Annotated in this window: 12 protein-coding genes; 4 read left to right on the top strand and 8 right to left on the bottom strand. The window is 64.5% G+C overall.

All coding sequences use genetic code 11. The features are described 5' to 3' along the window. Positions 1-26 precede the first annotated feature (26 nt). Complete coding sequence (locus tag ACLHZ1_RS10995; protein ID WP_427262119.1) at positions 27-2306, bottom strand: patatin-like phospholipase family protein; 2280 nt, start codon at positions 2304-2306, stop codon at positions 27-29. 252 nt (positions 2307-2558) lie between these two features. Between ACLHZ1_RS10995 and ACLHZ1_RS10990 the strand changes: the two genes are divergently transcribed. Together ACLHZ1_RS10990 and ACLHZ1_RS10985 are read left to right on the top strand one after the other, a co-directional pair. Beyond that, a complete protein-coding gene (locus ACLHZ1_RS10990; protein ID WP_427262118.1) occupies positions 2559-4469 on the top strand; it encodes a methyl-accepting chemotaxis protein in 1911 nt (636 codons plus the stop codon). Between the two features lie 171 nt (positions 4470-4640). Continuing rightward, the gene (locus ACLHZ1_RS10985) at positions 4641-4823 is read left to right on the top strand and encodes a hypothetical protein (protein ID WP_427262117.1); all 183 of its coding nucleotides are present in this window, start codon (positions 4641-4643) and stop codon (positions 4821-4823) included. Between the two features lie 64 nt (positions 4824-4887). On the opposite strand, the gene ACLHZ1_RS10980 is transcribed toward ACLHZ1_RS10985, so the two are convergent. The 5 genes from ACLHZ1_RS10980 to ACLHZ1_RS10960 all read right to left on the bottom strand — a co-directional run bounded on the left by ACLHZ1_RS10980 (position 4888) and on the right by ACLHZ1_RS10960 (position 12317). After that, the gene (locus tag ACLHZ1_RS10980; RefSeq protein WP_427262116.1) at positions 4888-6102 is read right to left on the bottom strand and encodes an aldose 1-epimerase family protein; all 1215 of its coding nucleotides are present in this window, start codon (positions 6100-6102) and stop codon (positions 4888-4890) included. 287 nt (positions 6103-6389) lie between these two features. Next, positions 6390-7988: a glutamate--cysteine ligase gene (gshA, locus tag ACLHZ1_RS10975; protein WP_427262115.1), complete on the bottom strand. Its 1599-nt coding sequence runs from the start codon at positions 7986-7988 to the stop codon at positions 6390-6392. Positions 7989-8050: 62 nt separating this feature from the next. Beyond that, positions 8051-10864 carry a M16 family metallopeptidase gene (locus tag ACLHZ1_RS10970; RefSeq protein ID WP_427262114.1) on the bottom strand — a complete coding sequence of 938 codons (2814 nt, stop codon included), beginning with the start codon at positions 10862-10864 and terminating at the stop codon, positions 8051-8053. Positions 10865-10889: 25 nt separating this feature from the next. After that, positions 10890-11315, bottom strand: coding sequence for a YqaA family protein (locus ACLHZ1_RS10965; RefSeq protein WP_427262113.1), 426 nt, complete (start codon positions 11313-11315; stop codon positions 10890-10892). Positions 11316-11354: 39 nt separating this feature from the next. After that, positions 11355-12317, bottom strand: a complete 963-nt coding sequence (locus tag ACLHZ1_RS10960) for an NADP-dependent oxidoreductase (protein WP_427262112.1) — start codon at positions 12315-12317, stop codon at positions 11355-11357. A gap of 56 nt (positions 12318-12373) precedes the next feature. Between ACLHZ1_RS10960 and ACLHZ1_RS10955 the strand changes: the two genes are divergently transcribed. After that, complete coding sequence (locus tag ACLHZ1_RS10955) at positions 12374-12541, top strand: hypothetical protein (RefSeq protein ID WP_427262150.1); 168 nt, start codon at positions 12374-12376, stop codon at positions 12539-12541. Positions 12542-12586: 45 nt separating this feature from the next. On the opposite strand, the gene ACLHZ1_RS10950 is transcribed toward ACLHZ1_RS10955, so the two are convergent. Then, entirely contained in the window at positions 12587-13585 is a 999-nt protein-coding gene (locus tag ACLHZ1_RS10950; RefSeq protein WP_427262111.1) for a Preprotein translocase subunit SecY, read from the bottom strand. A gap of 288 nt (positions 13586-13873) precedes the next feature. On the opposite strand from ACLHZ1_RS10950, the gene ACLHZ1_RS10945 reads away from it, so the two are divergent. Further along, positions 13874-14191 (top strand): hypothetical protein, encoded by a 318-nt coding sequence (locus ACLHZ1_RS10945; RefSeq protein ID WP_427262110.1) that lies wholly within the window; start codon positions 13874-13876, stop codon positions 14189-14191. A 64-nt stretch (positions 14192-14255) separates the two neighbouring features. Here ACLHZ1_RS10945 and ACLHZ1_RS10940 read toward each other — a convergent pair whose 3' ends face one another. Then, on the bottom strand, positions 14256-14999 hold the full coding sequence (locus ACLHZ1_RS10940; RefSeq protein ID WP_427262109.1) for a ferredoxin--NADP reductase: 744 nt from the start codon (positions 14997-14999) through the stop codon (positions 14256-14258). Positions 15000-15004 lie beyond the last annotated feature (5 nt).

Here is a 15004-nt window from a genome sequence, read left to right as displayed (position 1 = left end):
CTTAACAAGTTGTCAGCATTTTCATGCTATTCGAAGGTGCTGCCGAGCTGCAGGTAGAACACATCGTTGCCCCCCTCGGCCATGCCATAGCCGAGGAAGACGGGGCCGAGGAAGCTCTCGATCCCCACGTAGACGGATCCCGCGGTGAGGGCGCTCTGGAAATCGATGTCCGCCCCCTTGTTCCAGACCCCGCCCCGTTCGATTGAGCCACCGAGGTAGAGGGGGGCCCGCAGGGCGCCGAAGTCGTTGTCCGCCACCCGGTAGATGTAGCGCAGGCCGCCAAACAGGCTGTAGCGCCCGGAGAGCTGATAGCGCTGGAAGCCGGAGAGGCGGAACAGACCGCCGAGATCCTGGATGTCGAGAGGGACCGCCTCGTCGGTGTCCAGCCCGCCCCCCTCCAGCAACAGGTTGACGCTGTGCCTGTCCCAGGACCAGGGCTTGACCAGGCTCAGGTGATAGCTGATGCCGGCGGAACGCTCATGGCTGTCGAGCTCGGCCCCATCGTCCATGGTGACCCGGGTATAGCCTGCCTTGGCATCCCAGTAGACCCCGGCGTAGGGGAAGTAGCGGCTGTCGAGGGTGTCGTGCTCGAAGCGCACATAGGGGCCCCAGGCGGTGGCATCCACGGAGGCATCCTTGAACACCTGCAGATCTATGGTGCCCACCTTGCCGTTCAGCCCCAGGGAGAGGCGGCTCCAGGGCTGCTGATTCCAGCCCAGGGAGAGATCCGCGCTGAAGAAGCTGTACTCGGACTCCACATAGTCGACCGGCAGGCTGGGCTCATCGCTGGTGGAGAAGAAGATGCGGCGCTGGGTCTTGTCATAGCCCAGGCTTGCCTCGCCATAGAAGGTCTGCGACGCCTCCAGCGGGGTGTAGAAGTCGGTCTTGATGTGCTTGGCCGTGCCCAGCGACGCTTCGGTCAGCCACTCGGCCCCCAGCTCGTTGACATTGGTCAGGGTGTAGGACATGCCGACGTTGTAGTTGGAATCGCTCTGGAAATCGTCGGAGAAACCCAGCTGGAAGTTGAGATAGCCCGGGCCCCAGTTCTTCTCGCTGGCGTCGACCACCAGCACGTTCTCGCCACCCCGCTCCTCGACCTGATAGGTGATGCGGTCGAACGACTCCAGGGCATAGAGGCGACGGATCCCCGCCTCCAGGCTCTCGTTGGTCTGCACCTTGTCGGGACGCACCTTGAGGGTGGCGATCATGGTCTCGTCGGAGAGACGCGACTTGTTGACCAGCTCCACCTTGTCGATGAAGTAGGCGGGCTGGCCGCTGCGCTCGGCACGGCGGCTCAGCTTCTGGTTGCGATAGGTGGCGTAGTCCGCCTTGGAGAGGGAGAGGGCGTCGAGCTGGCGCGAGGCCGACTCGGCCACCCGCTCGCCACGCTTGATCCCCTCCGGCATCAGGGCAAAGTCGGCGATGCCCATGTTGCCGAACTCAGGGGTCAGCAGAATGTCCTTGGGCCCCAGCAGGGCCTTCTGCTTCTCGGTCCCGACCTGGGTCATGTAGGTGGTGAGCTGATCTATCATGGCCAGCCCGGACTTGAGCTCCTCACGGGTGCGCAGCCTGGCGCCGATGTCCACCGCGATCACCACGTCCGCTCCCATGGCCTTGGCCACGTCCACCGGCATGTTGTTGACCGAACCGCCATCGGAGAGGATGCGCCCCTCCCACTCCACTGGCTTGAGGGCACCCGGGATCGACATGGAGGCCTGCATCGCCTTGGCCAGGCTGCCGTTCGCCAGCACATAGGGGGTCACCGTCTCCATGTCGGTGGCCACGGCGCGATAGGGAATGGGCAGGTCGTCGAAGCTCTTTTGCACCGGCAGGTTGGAGGTGGCGTGGCGCAGCAGGCTGGCCATGGACTGGCCCTGGAAGAAACCGTCCGGCAGCTGGGTGGTGTTGCCATTGACGCCGATGTCGGTGCGCAGCTGATACTGCTCGTTCTGCTGCTTCTTGCGCAGGGAGAGCTCGTTGCGTCCCACCTTGTCCTGATACCCCTGGTTCCAGTCGATGGCCAGCGTCGTGCGCTCCACCTCCTCGGCGCTGAGCCCCATGGCGTACATGCCCGCCACATAGGATCCCATGCTGGTGCCGACCACGATATCGACCGGGATGCGCTTTTGCTCCAGCACCTTGAGGATGCCGATATGGGCCGCTCCCTTGGCGCCACCGCCACTGAGCACCAGGGCGACCTTGGGGCGCTCCGCCGCCATGGTCTGGGAGCAGAGCAGGGCCAGCGACAGGCAGCCGAGCAGCAGCAGAAGAAGGGGTCGGGTCCATTCCCGGCGAGAAGCGTGCATATGAGTGTCCATGGGTCAGGCGCATTGCGATGATTGCAGCCTACTATAAGGGGCGAACGGGGAACCGCAACCGTCCCGTGAACCGCCGTGAGCGCGGAGGGTCACGGGATCGAACCCAGATGATGCCCATCTCCCCATTGCGCCGTGAGCGCAAACGCAAACCCTGAATAAAACCCGGCCCGGCACTCAAGAATTCATCCCGATGGCCGCTACCATGATGACCCTCTTGCAACCGGATCTTGAGTCAACACCATGCTCGCAAGCCTGACCCTCAAACAGAAAATACTCGCCACCGTCACCCTGGCCGTGGTGCTCTCTTGTCTGCTGGTGGGCTACTTCAGCCAGCGCTCGGCCCAGCAGCTGATCGAGAGCCGCATGTTCGAACAGGAGCTGCCGAACCTGACCCAGCGCATCGGCAAGGACATAGAGAAGGATCTCAACTCGGTCGCCAACGCGGCCAGACAGCTGGCCAGCGACCGCTTCGCCCTCGACTGGGTCGAGCGGGGCATGCCCAAGGAGCAGGAAGGCATCCTCATCGGCCAGCTCAAGGATCTCACGGCGCAGTATGGCCTGGTGACCGCCTCCTTCGCCGACCGCCAGAGCGCGGCCTACTACAACCAGGACGGTTTCCTGCGCAACCTGACCCCGCAGCAGGACGCCTGGTTCTACGACTACACCAAGCGCCCCCAGGATCTGATGCTCAGCATCTTTCGCGAGAGCAACGGCGAGATGAAGCTGTTCGTCAACTTCCAGCAGCTGGGTGGCCGCGGCCTGGCGGGGCTCGCCAAGTCCCTGGATACCATGGTCGCCACCCTCTCCAACTTCCGGGTCGGTGACAGCGGCTTCGTCTTCATGACGGATGGCAGCGGCAAGGTGAAGCTGCACCCCGACGCCGCCCGCATCGACCGCGACAGCCTGAGCCAGCTGGCGGGACCGGACGCCACCGCCCTGCTCACCAAGCAGGAGTTCGCCGCCAGCCGGGCCGAAGTAGAGGGTCAGTCGGTGATCCTCGCCACCAGCTATATCCCCTTGCTCGACTGGTACCTGGTGGTCCAGGTGCCCGAGGCCGAGATCTATGCCGAGCTCGACCAGGCCCGCCTCCATATCCTGCTGGTCAGCCTGGCCATCGCCCTGGGCATGGGTCTGCTCGGCATGGTGCTGGCAGGCTCCGTCAGCCGCCCCCTCAACGAGCTGGCTCGCCTGTTCCGGGCACTGGGCAGCGGTGACGGCGATCTGACCCAGCGCCTCAAGGTGGACGGGCGGGACGAGCTGAGCGAGGTCGCCAGAGGCTTCAACAACTTCGTCGCCAAAATTCATGGCTCCATCGAGCAGGTGGCGAGCAACTCCCGCCAGCTGGCCAGCACCGCCGCCCAGGTCGCCGAACAGGCCCAGCTCACCCAGCACAACTGCACCGCCCAGCGGGATCGCACCGTCCAGGTCGCCACCGCCATCCACGAGATGGGCGTCACCGTCAGCGAGATCGCCGGCAATGCCTCCCTGGCCGCCGACGTCGCCCGCCAGGCCAACACCCAGGCCGACGCCGGGGCCGACGTGGTGGCACAGGCCCGCCACGGCATCGTCGGCCTCTCCGACGAGCTGGAATCGGTCTCCGGGGTCATCGGCTCCCTGGCCGGCCAGACCGATGCCATCGGCAGCATACTCGACACCATCCGCAGCATCTCGGAGCAGACCAACCTGCTGGCCCTCAACGCCGCCATCGAGGCGGCCAGGGCCGGCGAGCAGGGGCGCGGCTTCGCCGTGGTGGCCGACGAGGTCCGCAACCTCGCCAGCCGCTCCGCCGCCTCCACCGAGGAGATCCAGAAGATGATCGACGGCCTCCAGGCCCAGTCGGCCCGCGCGGTGAGCGCCATGACCCAGAGCCGCAACCAGAGCCTGACCGTGGTGGGCCAGGCCGACGAGGCCAACGGGGCGCTCGGCCAGATCACCGCCCACATCACCCAGATCAGCGACATGAACATCCAGGTGGCCACCGCCACCGAGGAGCAGTCCAGCGTGGTGGGCGAGATCAACCGCAACGTGGAAGACATCAACCAGCTCACCATGGAGACGGCGGACATCGCCCACCAGCTCACCGCCTCGAGCCGCAGCCTGCAGCAACTCTCAAGCGAGCTGGATCAGCTGGTGGGCAACTTCCGGCTGTGAGACGGACAAGCGGCGCTGGCAACGTCAGGCCATGACGGGAATACATCTCGATGAGAGGGGGCGCCATGGCGCCCCCTCTCATGTTTGCGCCACCGAGTGACGCATCCTTTCCTGAGGCCATAGGGCACAGGGTCACCCTGCCTCATAATAAGGAAAAGAACAGGAGGCAATATGGGTAAACGAGTCTTGATGATCTTGCTGGGGGCCCTGCTCGCGGGCTGTAGCCATGGGCCTGTGCGGGTGCATGGCGCCGACGTGAGCGTGGACGATACCCGGATCCGGGTCAGTGATGGCGATCGTGGCGGCTATGGCACCTTCTGCCCGCCGGGACAGGCCAAGAAGGGGCGCTGCTGAGGCGCCCCGATCTGAAGAAGCAACAAGCCGCTCATCGAGCGGCTTTTTGCTATCTGCCTGCCACTCAGGGCAGCTTGACCAGGGGCTGCTCCCGCAGCTCTGTGGGGCGGCCGGCCTGGATCTTGTCCACCTGGGCCAGGGCCTGCTTCACCTCGTCGGCGCTCTGCAGCAGGCGATAGGTCAGATCGAAGGTTTTGGTTTCGCCGGGCTGGATTTTGGGTACCAGCCCCAGCGGGCGCTGGTACTTGGTGCTGTAGGCATAGCTGGTGCCGGGCTCTATGCCGGTCACATAGCCCTGGGCCAGGGTGTCTGTGTTCTTCCACAGGGTCAGCACCGGCAGCTGGCGGGTGTTGTAGCCCACCGCCACCCCGGCACTGCCTGCCTTGTTGTTCAGCACCGCCAGGGTATTGCCGTCGGCGTCGCCGTAGGGCACCAGGTTGAACACCATCTCGTCGAAGCCCTTGGTCGGCCCCTGGTAGGTTTGCCAGCCCTTGAGACCCGCCTTGGCGTAGTCGTTGAACGGGGAGATCTGCTTGACCGGGGTGCTGACTTTGGCCCCCTCCTCCAGGATGGGCGCCCCGAAGTTGCCGTGATAGATGATCTGGTATTCGTTCTCGTAGTCGGCATGGTTGGTCAGCTTGTCCTGCAGGGCAAATTCCGCCTCACCGGGCACTACGCTCAGCTGGGTCCAGGTGACCAGCTCGCTCATCTTGAAGGTGCGCTCGTCCACCCGGCCCCGCACATGAATGGCGTAGGGCGGCTCCTCGTCCACTGTCACGCTGACCACGGAAGCGGGAATGTTCTGTACCCGGCCGTGCAGGCTCTTGAGGCGGCCATCGTCATCCACCCCGGGGTGACCGGTCCACTCGTAGCCGCAGCGCACCAGCATCTCGTTGAAGCCATCGAGCCAGCCGAGCCCGGCGCGGCTCTCCAGATCGATGAAGGCCGGGTTGACCACCTCCTTGACCGGGGAGTCCCAGCCGAGGCGCACATCGGCCCCCTTGACCTCCTTGATCCCCATGCCACGGGTCGGCACCAGGGTGATCTTCATGACACCGTTGTCGACGATGAGCAGATCCACCCCCTCCTGGCGGCCGCCGTGCAGGCGCTTCTTCTCGATGGAGAAGGGCACCGGGCTCTTGATCCCCAGCTTGTCGCTGGTGATCTTCCAGTCCCCCACATCCAGCCCCTGCTGGGAATCGGTCAGCAGGAATTCGGCGGCCTGGCCAGAGCTCGCCCCCAGGGCGAGCAGCACGGCAATGGAGAGTCTCTTCAACATGGCGTTATCCTCGTGTCTCTTGTGCGTGTGAATGGTGCTTGTGAATGGTTTCGTGAAAGCTGAATCGTTTCAGTGATCGAAAACTAGGCGTCTGACGCACCAGACTCAAGGGACAAGAGGGGGAAATGTGAGCCGTTTGACAATAAAAGCGTCGATCGGCTTGCTGAAGTGAAGGCTGACTCACACTTCGTTTTCCGGTGCCGGGGACGGGCCCGGAGGCGGCGCGCGGCCAATGAAAAGAGCCGCTCAATGAGCGGCTCTCGACCTTGCCATGGGCGGGCAAGGGGTCAGGTCGTGGTCTGGCGAGTCCCGAAGTAGTCCGCCAGGAAGTCGTCGAACGACAGGCTGTCCCCCCGCTCCCGTTCCCGCTGCTTGAGCAGGGAGTCCCGCGCCTCGCCGGCGAAGTAGGCTTCATCCCAGTACTGCAGCTCACCGGCCAGCAGCTGCTCCCGGTATTGGCTCGCCAGGGCGTCGCCGAAGCAGCCGTTGTCCAGGCCCGCCTCCTGCAAGCGCCTGAGCAGGCGCGCCGAATAGGTGAGCTCGGGATCCAGCAGCTTCTCCCTGTGCATGGCCAATGTCTCGCGATAGCGATTGCGGCCGCAGCAGCGATCCAGCAGATCCGCCACCAGCGCCAGTTCGTCAAACAGCTGGAGACCGTACTCCTTGAGGCCGATGGCGGCCCCCTGCTCGTCTTCCAGCGTCAGGCCGGGACGGCGTCCCTCCAGCACCACCTTGGTCTGGTTGCGACGGTTGCGGGCTATCTCCTGCTCCGTCAGCTGGGCGGAGGGGCGCAGCAGGCACCAGACCAGGAAGACGTCGAAGAAGCGCACCTGCTCCGCCTCTATGCCGAGGGGGGTGAAGGGGTTCACGTCCACGGTACGCAGCTCGATATATTCGATGCCGCGCTGCTCCAGCGCGTCCGAGGGCTTCTCGCCGCTGCGAGGGGTGCGCTTGGGCCGGATCGGGGCGTACAGCTCGTTCTCCAGCTGCAACACATTGTCGTTGAGCTGGCGGTACTCGCCGTTCACCTTGACCCCTATCTTGGCGAACTCGGGGTCATGGGTGTTGATGGCGCGGCGCAGGGAGGCCACGTAGGCGGGCAGGTTGTCGTGGCTGATGTCGAGCCGGCTCTGGGCGCTGCTGGTGTAGCCGAGATCCGACAGCCGCAACGAGGTGGCATAGGGCAGGTAGAGGGTGCCCTTGCCGAGCTTCTCGAACGGCAGCGCACTGGTCCGCCCCTTGAGGAAGGAGCTGCAGATGGCCGGGGAGGCGCCGAACAGGTAGGGCACCAGCCAGCCGAAGCGGTAGACGTTGCGAATGAGCCCCATGTACTTCTCGGAGATGAAACGCTGGCTGCAGCAGGGCTCCCCCGCCAGATCCTGCCACTCGCACCAGAAGCTGTCCGGCATGGAGAAGTTGAAGTGGATGCCGGCGATCACCTGCATCAGGCTGCCGTAGCGGTTCTTGAGGCCCTGGCGGTACAGCGTCTTCATCTTGCCTATGTTGGAGCTGCCGTACTGGGCCAGGCGTATGCTCTCCTCGTCGCCGACGAAGCAGGGCATGGAGAGCGGCCAGAGCCGCTCCTCGCCGATGTGCTGGCTGACGTGATGATGGATGTCACCGAGCTGCTCCATCAGGCTCTCGATGGAGTCGGTGGCCGGGGTGATGAACTCCAGCAGGCTCTCCGAGTAGTCTGTGGTGATGTTGGCATGGGTCAGGGCCGAGCCCAGGCTGCGGGGGTGATCCCCCTGGGCCAGGCCGCCATCCGGGGTGATGCGCAGGGTCTCGCGCTCCAGGCCACGACGGATCCCCTTGAGGGCAGGCAGACGCTCCGGGGTTCCCAGAGCCGCCAGCAACTCACGCAGTGACAAGCTAGATGTAGTCATATTCAAGGCTCATTGTTGGCCGCCCCAGCCGGGGCGGCGCTCAGGCATGCCGCACGCTTCCCTCAGGGAAGTTGCAGCGGATAGATGGGAAGATGAAGCTCGGCCAGGGGTTTTTCAAGCTTTTGCTTGTCACCCACCACCACTATCACCATGTCGGTCGGGTCGAGCCAGCGGGCCGCACTGGCTTTCAGCACCTCAGGCGACACCGTTTTGATAAGCGCGCTCTGGGCCTGCACGAAGTCGGGCTTCAGGTCATACATGATCATCTGCAGCAGGAATCCGGCCTTCTGATCCAGGGTCTCGTAGGAGAGGGCATCCTGCTGGGAGACGGCGCTGCGCATATAGGCCAGCTCCACCGGGGTCGGACCGCTCCCGCGGTAGCCATCCATCTCCTTGAGGAACTGGCGAATGGCATCCACGGTGGCGTCGGCGCGCACATTGGCACCGGTGGCGAAGACGCCCACGTCCCGATTGGCGGAGAAACCCGAGCTGGCGCCATAGGTGTAACCCTTGTCTTCCCGCAGGTTGAGGTTGATCCGGCTGTTGAAGTTGCCCCCCAGGTTGAAGTTCATCAGCCCGGCGGTGAAGTAATCCCCCAGGGTATCGAACGCCATGGCGCGCCGACCGATGCGGATCACCGATTGGGGCGCCCCCGGCTTGTCCACCAGATAGATGCCGGGCCTGGCCTGCTCCCCCCTGGGTTTGAGATCGCCCAGCACGGGCGCCGTCCCCTGCCACTGGGTCAGGAAGCCAAGCTGCTCCTCCACCTGCTGCTGGCTGACATCCCCGGCCACCACCACCTTGGCACCGGTCGGGTTGTAGTAGTGCTGGTAGAAGCGCTTCACGTCCGCCAGGGTCAGCTTCTCCACATCCGCCAGCACCCCATCGGCCGGCTGGCCGAGACGGCTCTGCTTGCCGTAGACCAGCTCGCGAAACGCCTGACCCGCCAGCCATTCCGGCTGCTGCTCGCTCTGCTTCATCCCTTGCAGCAGCTGGGCCTTGACCCGTTCGAAGTCCGCCTCCCGCAGGCCGGGACGCTCCAGCACCTCGCGCACCAGCGCCAGGGTCTGGGGCAACTTGTCCGCCAGGGTGCTGATGGTGATGAGGTTGTTGTACTGGGCGCTGGAGACGCTGATGTCCGAGCCGAGCTTTTGCAGCTCGTCGCTGAGCTGGGCCTCGGTCAGGCGCACCGTGCCCTGCCCCATCATGGCGGCGGTCAGATTGGCCAGCCCCAGCTCGTGCTTGCCTTCGGCACGTATGCCACCCGGCAGGGCGATCATGATGGAGACAGCCGGGATCTCGTCACTCCTGGTGCCGATGATCTCGATGTTCTTGCCCAGCTTGCCGTGCCAGATGGCGGGCACCTTGACGCTCACCGCGTCCGCCGTCCTGGGCTGCACGCTGCGATCGAAGCTGTCCTTGACCGGGCGCTCGGCCAGCGCCGCGTCATGCTGGCTATAGTCGGGCAGCTCCCGCTTGGCAGGGGTGAAGTTGGGCTTGGCCACCTGCCAATCCAGCTTGCCCCTGGGCACCACGCTCAGCACTACCGAGGGCTTGTCCGCGATGAACTTGTCGTAGGCGGCCTTGACCTGCTCAGGTGTCACCTGGCCGATGGCATCCAGACTCTTGAACACATAATCGGGATCCCGGGCCAGCACCTGACCCATGGCGAGCTGGCTCACCTTGCCCGACACGCTGTCCAGCCCCCAGATGGTGGACGCGCGGTACTTGCTGATGGCCTTCTCCAGATCCTCGGGCTTGAGGCCGCGACCGGCGAACTCGCCTATCACCTTGTCCACCTCCCCCTTGAGGGTCTTGAGGCTGCCGTCCACCGCCGGGTTCGGGTAGGCGTAGACGGTCAGGGTGCAGGCCAGCTCCTCGCAGTAGTGGGAGGCGCCCACGTCCAGCGCCTTGCCGCTCTTGACCAGGGACTGATAGAGCATGGAGCTGGCCGAACCGCCGAGCACGTCGGCGAACATGTCCAGCGCCGGCTCCTGGGGATCGCCGAGGGACACCGTCGGGTAGCTGATGTAGAGCAGGGGCAGGTGCACCTTGTCTTCCAACGTGATGTAGCGGGTCTCGGGCAGGGTGACCGGCATGGGGGTCGGCTCCGCCACGTCGGGGCCGCGGGGGATGGGGCCGAAGTACTGCTCAATCCAGGCCAGGGCCTGCTTGCTGTCAAAATCGCCCCCCAGGGTCAGGGTGGCATTGTTCGGGCCATACCAGCGCAGGAAGAACTGCTTGAGGTCGTTCACGTCGACCCGATCGAGATCCTCCACATAGCCAATGGGCTGCCAGGAGTAGGGGTGGTTGCGCGGATAGAGCGCCTCGCCGACCCGTTCGCTCACCAGGCCATAGGGCTGGTTGTCGACCCGCTGGCCCCGCTCGTTCTTCACGGTGGCGCGCTGGATCTCGAACTTCTTCTGGCTCACCGCATCGAGCAGGAAGCCCATGCGATCCGCCTCCAGCCAGAGCACCTTCTCCAGCTGGTTGGCCGGGACCGTCTCGTAGTAGTTGGTCCTGTCCTTGTTGGTGGTGCCGTTCATGTCACCACCGGCCTCGTTGATGATCCGCATGTGCTCCTGATCGCCAACGTGCTTGGAGCCCTGGAACATCATGTGCTCGAAGAAGTGGGCGAAGCCCGACTTGCCCACCGTCTCGCGCGACGACCCCACATGGTAGGTGACATCCAGGTGCACCAGAGGATCGGACTTGTCCGGCGCCAGGATCACCGTCAGGCCGTTGTCCAGCTGGTACAGCTGATAGGGAATGCCGAGCTTGCCTTCCTGCCTGACCTGCTCCGACACCAGGGTGGGCGCCGCCAGTACCGGCAGGGAGAGCCCCAGGAGAATGCTGAATGGAATGAGTTTGTTCACGCTTACCTCGTGAGTGACAAAAGGGCTAGAAAATCTGGCTGGCCAACAGAAACACCAGGGCATAACGCAGCAATTTGCCGAGCCCGATCAGGATGAGAGAGCGCCAGAAGGAGAGACGCAGCCAGCCGGCCAGCAGGCAGAGGCCATCGCCGAGCACAGGCGTCCAGGCGAGCAGCAGGCACCAGTGGCCATGACGTTTGAGCCAGGCGAGCGCCTTTTGTTCCCCACGACCTTGAAAATCTTCCGGTTTTTTCTTGTAGGTGGCGAGCCAGCCGAGCCACCAGCTGGTCATGGAGCCCAGGGTGTTGCCCAGGGTCGCCCAGAAGAGCAGGCTGGCCATGCCCCACTGCCCCTGGGCGGCCATGGCCCCCAGCAGCACCTCGGAGCTGCCGGGCAGCAGGGTGGCAGAGGTGAAGGCGCTCAGAAACAGCCAGCCGAGGCTCATCTCCATGGGGCGTGCGCCGGGGGAGCAGGCACGGGGGCCAGGCCGTTACTCATCCAGGCTCGCGCCCGGCATGCGCAGCAGCAACTTGCCGCGGGTATGCCCCCCCTCGATGGCGGCATGGGCCAGGGCGCCATCGGCCAGCTCGAACTCGCGACTGATGCAGATCTGCGCCTCGCCGAGGCGCAGCAGGGTCAGCATCTGGGCCAGTTGCCCGGGATTGGGTTGCACCAACATGCCGCGCACCTCGATGCCGCGCTCGCTGCCCGCCTGCTTGATCGCCTCCGCCGTGATGGTGGGCACTGTGACGAGGCGACCCCCCTCGGCCACGCAATCGAGCGCCGCCTTGCCGCTGTCGCCACCCACCAGATCCAGCACCAGCGCCACCCGGCCGACCTGAGCGACCCAATCGGGATCGTGGTAATCCACCAACTGCTCTGCACCCAGGCCGTGCAGGAAGCCGTGATTGTCCGGGCTCGCCAGCGCCGTCACCCGTGCGCCATAGGCGCGGGCCCACTGTACCGCCAGGTGGCCCACGCCACCGGCGCCGGCCAGGATCAGCACCCGCTGCCCCTGCTTGAGTTCACCGTGTTCGAACAGCCCCTGCCAGGCGGTGAGACCGGCCAGCGGCAAGGCCGCCCCCTGCTTGAGGCTCACCTCCTCCAGGGGCACCAGCAGCGCCGCCTGCGCCAGGATGGACTCGGCGTAGGCCCCTCCCTCCAGGGTGAAGCCGACCATGCCGCACACCTTGTCCCCCACCTTGAGGTTATCCACCCCAGGGCCCAGCGCCGCCACCACACCGGCCATGTCATAGCCCGGGGTCCAGGGCAGCTTGTCCTTGTTCTGGGCCGCCGCCCAGCCGAGGCCGGCCCGGGTCTTGGCGTCGATGGGGTTCACCCCGGCGTAACAGATGCGCACCCGAACCTCACCCTCTGCGGGCACCTTGTCCTGGGAAGGGGTGAGGCTGAGTACCGAGGGGTCGCCGAATGCGGTAATCTGTAACTGCGTCATTGCACAATCCATCCTGTTGATTGATCAAGGGTCAACAGAATAACAGCGAGGACACCATGGCTCGAATGTTTCTTATCCCCCTGCTGCTGGCGCTGGCCTGGTGGGCCTTCCTGCTCTACTTTCGCATTCCCATCAAGCAGGGGGCCAAGGGGTTTTACTGGATCATCGGCATCGGTGGCGGGCTTGCCGCCTTCCTCAGCCTGATGATGCTGCTCACCCACTGACGCCGCCTGCGGCAACAAAAAGGCCACCCTGAGGTGGCCCGGATCTCAACCCGCCTGCGCACTGAGGTGGTAGTGACGATTGCTGCCCTGCCCCAGCACCCCCTCTGCCAACAGATGTTGGAATATTCTGTCCACCTCTTCCAGGGAGAGCGACAGCGCCTCTGCCACCCCCCGCTTGCTGCACTTGAGCTCGCCGCTCTCCAGACCTGAGCGGACCTGGGCCACCACGGCCGGTGCTGGCTCGGGTCTGCTCGCCACCATGGGCGCGGCGGCGGCTGATTCGGTTTGGCGAGCCTCGGCCTGCTCTCGCGCCTGTTGCCACAACCATTGGCGACAGAAGCGGTTCTCCTCGCCGATCAGGCTGACGAAGAAGGCCCCGAACGCATCGAGCAGTATGGAGAGGAAGCAGACCAGCAGGAACTGCACCTGACCTATGCTGATGCCCATGCCGTCCGCCAGGCTGCTCATCAGCCCCAGCATGGAGGATTGCTCGTTGACCGGCTTGGCATCGCGCTCCTGACGCAGCTCATCCTGCTTCAACCTGAGTCGGGTGTTGGCCTGCTGCAGGCCGCTGACCCCGCTGGAGATGCGCGCCATCTCTATGTACTTGCGCGCCGCCTCCTCGTTGAGCTGGATCTGGCGCTCTATGCTGGCGATCTGCTCGTCGAAGCGGGCTATCTCCCGCTCATGGTGCGCCTGCTGGCTCAGCACCGTATTGGTGGCGCTGTTGATGCCGCCGATGCTGCCGCCGATGGAGATGGCCGCCAGCACGCTGTAAAACAGCAGGGACCAGAAGGCGCCGCCGAGATCGCGCCGCGCCTTGCACTCGCCATATTCGTACCAGACGTAGAACTTGCCCAGTTCGAAGATGATGGCCAGACCGCCGAACAACCACTTCATCACAGGGTTGTCGTCGATGGAGAGAAACAGCAACAGGGAGAAGACGATGGAGGCCAGAATGGCCAGCCCGGTAAAACTGTATACCGTGGTCAGGGCAAACCACCCCTTGGGGTAGCGCAGTACGGCAGGAGCCTGTGTGGTCATGATGAAGAGGTGTGCTGTGCAGGAAAAGTTGGCTGCCGATTATAGTCCCCCCCTCGGCAGAATGAAGGCCAATCGCTTGAATTCAATCAGATACCGTCCTGGCTGGACAGGGCGCGACCAGATCGGACAAATTGCCAGCACAGCCAGGGTAGACCGATCTGGCGAGCGGTACGCTCCACCGGGACAGGCTGTTATGGGAGCGATGCATGTCGGGGTGGTGACCGGTTCCGTTCAGGTTAAGCTTCCACCTTCTAGACTGAGAGTTATTCCCCTGAATTCGAGGTCATCATGAACAAGACTAGCCTGCTGCTCTCCCTCCTCCTGGCCCATGGCGCGGCCTTTGCTGCGCCGCCCTCCAAGCACGACGATGGCTTCACGTTCTCCAGCGGTGACATGAAGCTGGACATCGACTGGGATCAGCAGGAGTACCGCTGGTGGCAGAACAACTGTCTGGATCTCGGCATAGGCGACAGCCGGGTACAGTTCAACTGCGACCAGGTGGATGGCAAGTATCGGGATCACTACAACCGCAGCATCCACAGCGGCAACAACCCGGGCCAGGGCCACAACAAACAAAAGAACCACGGCAACGGCAAGAAACCCTGATATCCGCCATGACCGGCAAGGCGCCATCATGACGCAGGGGCCCTGGGCCCCTGCGTTCATTGCACTACCAATAATTCTCCGAACTGATCTGGCCCGGGGTTCGCCTCAGGTTCTTGGCCAGGCCCTGGGCGATGAGTGCCTGCTGGGTCGCCTTCACCATCTCGGGATTGCCGCAGATCATCACCTGGCTGTGCTTCGGGCTGAAGGTCAGACCGACCCGCGCCTGCAGGGTGCCTGCGTCGATGGCCGCCGGGATCCGGCCCGCCATGGCGCCGGGCCAGGGCTCGCGACTGACGAAGGGAACATAGTGCAGCCGGCGGCCCAGCCGGGCCTGAAGCTCGGCGATCAGGAGCTGATAACTGAGCTCCTCCCCCTTTCTTACCCCATGCACCAGGATCAGGTTGTCGAAGCCTTGCTCCGCCTCCCCCGCCGCCAGGATGGAGAGAAAGGGGCCGATGGCGGTGCCGGTGGAGAGCAGCCAGAGATCCCGGCCGGGGGGGATCTCGCTCAGGGTCAGGAACCCCGTGGCCTGGGATTGCACCAGCAGGCCATCCCCCGGCTGCAGGGAACCCAGGCTGGGGGTGAGTTCACCGCCCGGGATCTCCACCAGATAGAACTCGTGATAGGGGGTCGATGGCGGATTGACGAAGGAGTAGGCGCGCTGGATGCGGCGATCGCCCTGCTCGAGGGCCAGCTTGGTGAATTGTCCCGCCTGGTAGGGGGCCAGATCCGCCTCCACCCGCAGGGAAAACAGGGTATCCGTCCAGCGGATACGTTCGATGACACGTCCTTCAACCCAGGCCGCCATGAGCA

It is taken from the genome of Aeromonas sobria, assembly GCF_050266975.1.
GTDB lineage: Bacteria > Pseudomonadota > Gammaproteobacteria > Enterobacterales > Aeromonadaceae > Aeromonas > Aeromonas sobria_B.
The sequence above is the reverse complement of the archived record's forward strand: the minus strand, read 5'-3'. Positions and strand labels throughout refer to the sequence as shown.